The following is an 8,921-nucleotide window of genomic DNA, read 5'->3' as shown; positions in this document are numbered from 1 at the left end:
TTGCTCTCCACCCCGCATTACTGCGACGCAGTTACTCTCAACTACCGGCTTAGCAACTTCAGCCGGACTGGACTTTCGCCAGTAAGCCCAATGGACTCGAAGGCGCACGGAGGGGCACGGGCTCCGTGCCTGAATCGCAGGGCCTGCGCCCCGCCAAAAGCAACGGATTTGGTTCGGCGGGGTCCTAAAAATTGGGGATACACAGGCTTTCCGAAACGCGTAGATTGTTTAGACAAATCGGAGCCGGCTAACCGTTGGTTGGTCGGCTGACGCGGAAACAACCAATAAAATGAACAGAGGAAAAACATGAAGAAAGTACGATGCTTGTTGGGAAGTTGTTTGCTGGCGGCGGGGGCCGCTCAGGCGGCTGTCATTGATCTTGATTTGCCTGCGGCGGGGGCTTATTCGAATGCAACCGTCATTCTGACTTCACAATCCTATAATGGCGCTACATTCGCGATTGCTTACACGGTCGATGCGACCGCCGGTGTCGAAACTACGTCTGATGTTGCCGCTTATTCAACCGGAAGCCAACTGGGAGTCAAGTCTGTTGCCGATGGTGCGACCGATGGTCACTGGGTCACTCTGGAGGGGGAGGATGATGAACGTCTCTCATTTACCAGCCTTTCGATTGTCAATTTTGAAGCGGGCACGAGCGGGCTTGCAATCGACGATATCGTGAATCTCAGATTTATCGGTCTTTCGCTGAATAATACGGGTAATCAACGGGATGGCATCAACGTTTCTTTTGCGGCGTTTGAGACGGATACTGCAAATATCAATCTTAGTAGTGTTGGGACGGAAACCACGATCGATCTGACCGCCCTGTCCAATTACAACTCTCCGGAGACTGCGCTGTATATTGAAAACGACAGTGCCAGTAGTAGCGACAGGTGGGCCGTCACCGGTCTTCAGGTCGCGTATACCATCCCGGAACCGGCCACGCTGGGGTTGGTGGTTGCCTCCGCCGGCGGGCTGCTGGTGATTCGCCGCCGTTTTATGATTTAATCCAGAACGGTTTCGGGGATCGCGCCGTTTCGTTGCGAAGCGGCGTTTTTTATAAAGGGGAAGCACTCGGATGCGGATCAAACATTATATGGGCGTCATGGCGCTGGCAACTTGCACCGCGATGAGTGCGGTGGCGGATCTGACGAACGTGCAAATCATGGCCGAAGCCAATACCGACTTTGGAACCAACGCCGTTGCCACGCTGGTTTCCGGGGTGCTGACCGCTCCCGACGGGTTGGCAACCTATCGGATTGCCTTCGATGTCACGCCGCCGGCGGGACGCAGCATCCGCAGCGGGATCACCGGAACGGCGGGCTCCTCGACGTCCCGCAGTTGGGGCGTGGGCCCCGAAAACACGCTGTTCAACGGGGATGCCAACGACCGGGTCGAGCAGATTGGAAATCTGCAGATTACCGATTTCAACGCCAACGGCGGCTGGTTGACTCCCGATAGCTTTTTTGCCTTGTCCTTTGTGGCGGTGGAGTTGGCCAACGCGCAGTCCGCCAACAAGGACGCGGTTCAAGTCATCGTCAACGGTTCCGCGACCAACAACCTGGGCAATCTGCAGACCAACCCCGAGTCGATCGATCTGCTAGCGTTGGCGGGAGCGGGCGGGGCGGTCACCCATTTCGCGCTGGCAACGGGCACCACCAAGGATGTGAACAAATGGTCGGTCAACCATGTCGAGGTTTCGGTGGGCATTGCCTGGCGCGCCGATTGGATGCGCGGGGCGTGGGGCCTCGCCTGGGCTCCGGAAGATCTGTACAATGGCCGCAGCGAAACGCTGGTCGATGATTATGAGGCGTTTTTGAACCAGATCGACGGACTGAAAACGCTCGACTATATCCAACTGAATTTGGGTATGTCCTACATTTATTCCCCGGTGCATCTGGGGCCGCACGACTTGCTGGAAAGTTTTTGGCGGGGCGATACGGATGACGATGGGGAGCCCATCAATCTGATTGTTCCGCGTGCGTCGTCCGGTATCGATCCGCTCGGGGCGTGGGCCCGGGCAACGCAGGCAGCCGGACTGAACGTCCAGGTCTATGTGAACAGCTCCCAGCTGTTGCAGCGGGGCGACATTCCCAATCCATCCGTCATTCCCGACATCACCGAACGCTGGACCACCTGGTGCGACACCAATACGGCCGCGCAGGCCTTTATCGCCAGCCAGTCCTACCATACCAACGGCATCAATCTAAATCGCCCCTACATGTTCTGCTACGCGGAGTTTGTGCTGAAGCCATATTCCATCCGCTATGGGGAGCTGATCGATTCGTGGATTTTTGATTCGGGCAGTTTCATGAGTGGCAACGGCGACAATGCCACCAATGGCGTGGCGGCCGACCAGCGGATTTACCAGGCCTTCGCCGATGCGGCGCGCGCCGGGAATCCCCATGCAACGGTGGCGTTCAACAACAGCCCCGAGCGGGATACGGAAGCGCTCAATCCCTTTTCGGAGGCGGTTCGCTGCGAAGACTATATGTTTGGCCATCCCTACAACGGCGGAAACAACATCGGTAGCCATACCATCGGGGATCCGCCGCTTTACGACCGCAACTATGCCCTCATCGAAAAGATGACCGAAACCGGCGGCAATGTGCACGCGGGCGAATCCTCCCACGACTGGACCTGGGACGACCGGGTGGTCGGCCATTTCTATCCACCCATGAGCACGACCGCCTGGAACGCGGGCAGCACCCCGGCGCTGACGGACGAAGAATTCCTTCTCTGGAACCTGGAGGCGATGCAGGCCGGTGGCGCCCTCTCCTGGGGCGCCCCGCTGAGGTGGCCGAACGGATCCGGCGTGAACCTGTTGATCAATGATTGGGGTATGGCCCAGTTGACCCTGATGGATGCTTATTTAAGAACCAACGATGTCCCCGGTGCGCCGCAGTGTACCCGGCAAGATACGCCGCTGCCGGACGCGGTGATTGGGCAGGCGTATTATCACGTTCTCTTTGAAGGCGTACATTTCTGGGATCCCGAGGGGGATGCCATAACCAACGTGGCGTTCGCTTCCAGTGCCGACGGAGTTCCGTCCTGGCTGACCTTGGAGCAAGCGCCCGGCCAACCGGGAACCTGGCGTTTCGTCGGCGTGCCGAACGAGACGGCCGCCGAGCAATACCGCTTCCGGCTGCGGGTCGAGGATGCTTCCGGCGGTAGCGACCGATGGGTCGAGCTGACTGTGAATGGAAATTCCGTTGAGTTTATGCCGGGCGAATCCGGCGATCCCGTCTGGGCCGCGGATCCGCTGGAGCTGCCGGATGCCACCGTTGGCGAGGCCTACGCCAATTATTTGGTCCAGGGGTTGGATTTCATGGATTACGAAGAAACCGATCTGGCCGTATCCCTGGTCGGTGGAACCGGGTGGCTTTCGCTTGGCGAAGTTGCGCCGGGCTGGTGGCAACTCAGCGGCACGCCTTCGCCGGCGGATGCCGGCATAGAAGCGCTCGAACTGAGCGTCAGTGATGGAGTCAATGAGGCGGTTTGCACGCTCGTGTTAACCGTCGAGCCTGCTGTGTCCCGCCTGGCGATCCTGGCCGCCGCAAACAAGAATTATGGAACCGGTGAAACCGCCACCATGCTGTCGGATGTGCAGACGGCCTACGACGGGCTGGCCACCTTCCAGGTGGCCATCGACGTGGTGCCGGGCCCGGGCGCCGCCATCCGCAGCGGCGACGGCGGCGGGGCTACCACGAGCCAAAGCTGGGGCATTTTCTCGCCGGGCGAAACCGACAATGCCCGGTACATTTTCAACGGCGGCGCCGGCGAATTTGCGGAACGCATCGGGAACATACGGATCGTCGGCTTCGATGAGGGCGGCGGAAGGTTGTCCGTCGGCGATATCCGGGCGCTCTCCTTCCAGTCCGTTACGATTGCCGATGCCCAGTCCGGCGGAAAGGATTCCGTCTATGTGGCGGTGGGATCGGTCACCAATGATCTGAGCGATCTGGGGAGCAATAACCAGACAATCGAGCTCGAGGCGCTGTCGGGGGCGATGGCTCCGGTGACTGGTTTTTCCCTCGGGACGAGCACCACCAATGTGCTGAACAAATGGTCGGTCAACAGCATCGAAGTGCGGTATTCGATCCTCGGGCCGGAGACCTATTCAACCTGGGCCTACGACCATGGGTTGGCTGGCGCCGCCGCCTTGGCCGGTGCCGACTCCGTCGACCGCGACGGCTATCCCAATCTCATGGAATTCGCGCTGGGCATGGACCCGAATCAGGCGGATGCCAGATCCCGGGAATCCGTCGGTCGGGGGGCCGAAGGCGGAACGAACTACATCGAGTTCGTCCACGCCCGGCGCACGGATTTCGCCGAGCAAGGCGTGTCCTACCTGTTGGTGGATTCGACAAACCTGGCGGCGGTTGCCGCCTCCACCAATGCGCAGGATCAAATCCGCGTCGGCCCGGCCGTCGCGGGCTTCGAGACGGTCACCAACCGCTATGCGATCGACCCTCCAGCACGGTTCATCCAGCTCAAGATCCGGCAGGATTGATAGGCGCCGCAGTGTGGCGGGGGAGGACGATGCGCCTGTCGTCGATCGTTTTTTTAAGGGTCGGCTCCCGCGGTCCAAGCGGTTGCAACGCAAAGAAAAGCAACCTTCATCCTAAAAAATGAGGATAGACGGGGTGATAAAAAGACCTAGAGTTTTTCAAGAATCGGGATAAGGCGTTTGGCCTTGTGGGCGGGTTTGTGCATGAGGAAAAAAACTAAATAATGGAGGTAGGAACAATGAGTAAAAGATGGTTGGGAGTAATGACCGCGCTAGCGGGTATGACGCTTGCAGGAACGGTCCAGGCGGTTGTGGTTGCAACAAACCTCAATATCACGGCTTCTTCGGGCAATTATCCCAATGGGACCGTGATCACCACCGCGCAAAGCTTCAATGGCGCGACCTTCGATATCAATTACACGCTCGGTTCGATCGCCAACGGCTCAAATTCCTTCATCGGAGGAACGGCGACCTTGATGGGGGTCGGGTCCGACGCCGATATCTCCGCCCACTACACCACGCTGGAAGGGGATGATGGTGAAGGCATGTCCTTCACAAGCCTCTCGATTTCCAATTTTGTCGCCAACGGTAGCGGGCTCGAGATCGGCGATATCGCCGAACTCAAATTCACCGGCGTTTCGGTGGGGGCGGCTGCCAACGCCCAGGATGGTGTCGCAATCTCGTTCTCCAGCTTCACAAACGGCGCCGTCAACTTTGATCTTAATAATGTGACGGCGAACTATACGGTCGATCTGACCGTTCTGTCCAATTATCCGGTTTTGCCGGATTTGGCGACCATGTTATTCATTAAGCCGGACAATGCCGGCAGTTCGAACCGATGGAATGTCGATGGCGTCGAGGTGAGCTACGTCGTGAACACGGGGGTGAACGAGGCCCCCTCGGCGGATGCGCAAAGCATCACCACCTTTCCCGACACGGCCGTGGATATCACGCTGACCGGCAGCGATCCCGAGTTGAGCAACTTGACGTATAACGTGGAATCGCTCCCGATCCATGGCGATCTCGTCGGCGGTACCAACATGTGGACCTACACCCCCGATTCTGGCTTTGTCGGGGTCGATAGCTTCACGTTCTCGGTTTCCGATGGGGAACTCGGCAGTGCCGCGGCCACCGTCACGATCAACGTAACGAATCAGATGCCCGTCGCTATTGCGCAGAGTGTCGATGTATACCGCTATGGTTCCGTGAATATCACGCTGTCTGGCAGCGATCCGGATAGTGGGCCCAGCAACCTGACCTATGCCGTGTTTTCACCGCCGGCCAATGGCTCGCTGGCAACGAATGGCTCGCTTCCGAATCTGACCTACACCTTGGAAAACAATGCGGCTGAATCGGACAGCTTCACCTTCAGCGTGCATGACGGATTGGCAACAAGCGATCCTGTCACCGTTACGATTAACGTGCTCAACAATCCGCCCGTTGCGGATTCAAAACTGGCGTTTACCGAGCCGGATACTCCCGTTGCGATTGTGTTGTCCGGTTCGGATGTCGAGGCCGGCAGCTTGACGTACAGCGTGGTGACCCAACCGGCCAACGGTTCGCTGAGCGGAACGGAACCGAACCTGACCTACACGCCGACCAGCGGTTTTGCCGGAACCGACAGCTTTACCTACACCGTAAATGATGGCGAAAATGACAGCGCCGAAGCGACCGTAACGATTTCGGTTTCGGCGGAGGGCTTTATCCTGTCCTGTGTCGACCTCAATGCGTCAACAATCGCCAACACCCTGACGGTCGGCGGTCTTTCGGCGGAAGTTACCGGCGTTGCAACGAACAACGATTATGTCATTTCGGTGGCCTTTGACGGCACCGATTTGGACGGGGATGCCATCAACGACGAAGTGACCTTCGATGTGCGGGTCAAGGCATGGACCGGCGGAACGATGGATTTGGGAATCGAGGGGGCCGGCAGCACCACGAATGCATCCGCGACGATCGGGACCAATAACGTTGCGACCTCGATTGCCGGCACGCGTTTCTGTGCATCCGGTACCATAATGCCCGCGGGATCGAGCCTGGAATTCTTGGTTGAAAACCTGAGCGTATCCCTCTCAGACCCAACCAAGGTCGGAAGCGCCGTCTTTTCGGGATTTGCTTCGGCTCGTCTGGAGCAAACCGCCGGCACCGGGAATTCCCATCAGGTCATCTTCGGCGAAGGCACGGGTTTGCTGGGATGGGACTTCGACACGAACCAGGAATCCGGACCCTTGAACGTCGGGACGGGAGCGCTCTACATTTCGTCCGATGATGCGGAAGGCGATAATGTGCGGGAATCCAACTGGGGCGTTGAGAATGTCGACTTCGGGATCGTCGTGTATGTCGGTCAGGCGGATATCCCCGGCGTCGCCATCGGGGTTTCCGGCAGCGATCTGGTGTTTACCTGGGAGGGCGGCGGAACCTACGACTTGATGACCAACGCCAACCTCGCCTATCCGAAATGGGGGGTTGCCGAGCAGGATGCCGCTTCGCCGGTGACCATTGCGATCGGCTCGGAATCCCAACTGTTCTTCAAGCTGAGCGAATAGCCGTTGGGCGTAGGCAGGGTCCATGCGAGCCGGTGCTGAACAACCGGCTTCCGGGACACTGCGGACTGCCCGGGAAACCTTCGGTTTCCGGGCGAGTGCCCGGTTGCCGCGGCCCGGGGGTGCATCTGCCGGGCGGCAGGTTGCCGTGTTGAAAAAAAGCCCACGAGAATCGTGGAAGCCGGATTCGGGTATTGTCGGGGTCGGCCAATCCCAGCAGGGATGGAAGGTAAGGAAACGATGAAACAGACGATTAAGCGGATGGTATGGGCCAGTGCGATGCTCGCATCGGCATGGGCGGCCGATGGTGCGATGCAACCCAACATCATCTTCATCTTCGCGGATGACTGGGGATATGGCGACTTCGGGAAGCACGGCAGCTCCTTCTGCAAAACCCCGAATCTCGACCGCATGGCGGAAGAGGGGATCGACTTCGCCAACTTTACCGTAAATAGCCCGGTCTGTTCCCCCAGCCGCGTGGCGGTCATGACCGGGCAGTTCCCCGCGCGGCACTCGATCCACCAGCATTTCCAAAGCGTCAAGGCCCACATCAAACGAGGAATGGCCGACTGGCTCGATCCGCAGGCCCCGATGCTCCCGCGCATGCTGAAGGAGGCGGGGTACGCAACCGGCCACTTTGGAAAGTGGCATCTCGGCAGCGTCGCCGATTCCCCGACGGAAGAGGCCTATGGCTATGACCGGTTCGCCACGTTCAACGGTTCGGGAAAAAACGAGATCCCCAAAGGCGGCCTGTCGTCGGTCGATCATGCGGAACGGTTCATTCGCGATTTCAAGGATCGGCCCTTCTTTGTGAACCTATGGCTTCACGAAGTCCATACCCCGCACTTTCCGCAGGAACGCTTCATGGAAAAATTCAAGCATCTCGGCGAGGCCGAGCAGGTGTATGCAGCGGTCATTGCGGAAGGCGATGAAGCCGTTGGGCGCGTTTTTAAGCTGTTGAAGGAATTGGACCTCGACGAAACAACGCTCGTGGTTTTTTCCACCGACAACGGTCCGGAGCACTCGGATGAAAACAAAGACCATAAAGAGAAGGGGTTGGGGAAGTTTTATTCCGTTGGCGAAACCGGCGGGCTGAAAGGGGAAAAACGCTCCCTTTTTTCCGGGGGAATCCGCGTGCCTTTTCTGGTCCGTTGGCCCGGGGTGGTGCCCCAGGGTAAAACCGACACCACCTCCGTGATTACCGCCGTCGACCTGTTGCCGACCTTCCTCGAGGTTGCGGGCGTGCCGTTGCCGCAGGGCTATCGGCCGGACGGTCAAAGCGTGTTCGCCGCCTTCAAGGGGGAACCGTTTGCGAGAACCAAGCCGATCTATTGGGAATGGCGGGGCGGGGCCAACGAGGAATATACCTGGCCTTCCCTCGGGGTGCGCGATGGAAAGTGGAAACTGTTGGTCAACAAACAAACGCAGCAGGCGGAGCTCTACGATCTGGAAAACGACTGGGCCGAGCAGAATAACGTTGCCGCCGGCTTTCCCGAAATCGTCGAACAACTGACCGCGCAACTCGATCGCTGGAAAAACGAATTGCCGACCGAGCCGAGCGCCCGTTGCCTTTCGAAAGCCCGGCAGAAAAAAAACTGATTTCCCCGCCGGGGGATGTTGCTGCTCCAAAAGGGGGCGGCCGAGGCTGGCGCTATGGATACGGCACTTAAATAATGAAAGTTTTAGCCACGAGAGAGCACAGAGAGAACAAAGCAATATTTCGTTGCCTCTGCGACCATTGCGCTCTCTTGTGGCCAATATTTCTATTAGCAGGGAGTCTCTCAGTTTAGATGCCGGCGCTAAGTCCGGTTTCGGCGGTGGCATGGAAACGTAGGACCGGCATCCTGCCGGTCTGCGGCGGATCGCAG

The 8,921-nt window shown here is 58.6% G+C and carries 4 protein-coding genes; all 4 read left to right on the top strand.

Features of this window, described 5'->3' with window-relative positions; genetic code table 11:
• Nucleotides 1–306: 306 nt before the first annotated feature.
• The 4 genes from ABYO54_RS10210 to ABYO54_RS10195 all read left to right on the top strand — a co-directional run bounded on the left by ABYO54_RS10210 (nt 307) and on the right by ABYO54_RS10195 (nt 8,652).
• On the top strand, nt 307–1,008 hold the full coding sequence (locus tag ABYO54_RS10210; RefSeq protein WP_372808149.1) for a PEP-CTERM sorting domain-containing protein: 702 nt from the start codon (nt 307–309) through the stop codon (nt 1,006–1,008).
• A gap of 70 nt (nt 1,009–1,078) precedes the next feature.
• Entirely contained in the window at nt 1,079–4,513 is a 3,435-nt protein-coding gene (locus ABYO54_RS10205) for a hypothetical protein (RefSeq protein WP_372808148.1), read from the top strand.
• A 236-nt stretch (nt 4,514–4,749) separates the two neighbouring features.
• Nucleotides 4,750–7,056 (top strand): Ig-like domain-containing protein, encoded by a 2,307-nt coding sequence (locus ABYO54_RS10200; protein ID WP_372808147.1) that lies wholly within the window; start codon nt 4,750–4,752, stop codon nt 7,054–7,056.
• A 237-nt stretch (nt 7,057–7,293) separates the two neighbouring features.
• The gene (locus ABYO54_RS10195) at nt 7,294–8,652 is read left to right on the top strand and encodes a sulfatase (protein WP_372808146.1); all 1,359 of its coding nucleotides are present in this window, start codon (nt 7,294–7,296) and stop codon (nt 8,650–8,652) included.
• Nucleotides 8,653–8,921 lie beyond the last annotated feature (269 nt).

This window comes from Pontiella sp. (assembly GCF_041622395.1).
In the GTDB taxonomy this organism is placed as follows: Bacteria; Verrucomicrobiota; Kiritimatiellia; order Kiritimatiellales; family Pontiellaceae; genus Pontiella.
Note: the sequence above shows the minus strand (reverse complement) of the source record. Positions and strands in the feature narration are given on the sequence as shown.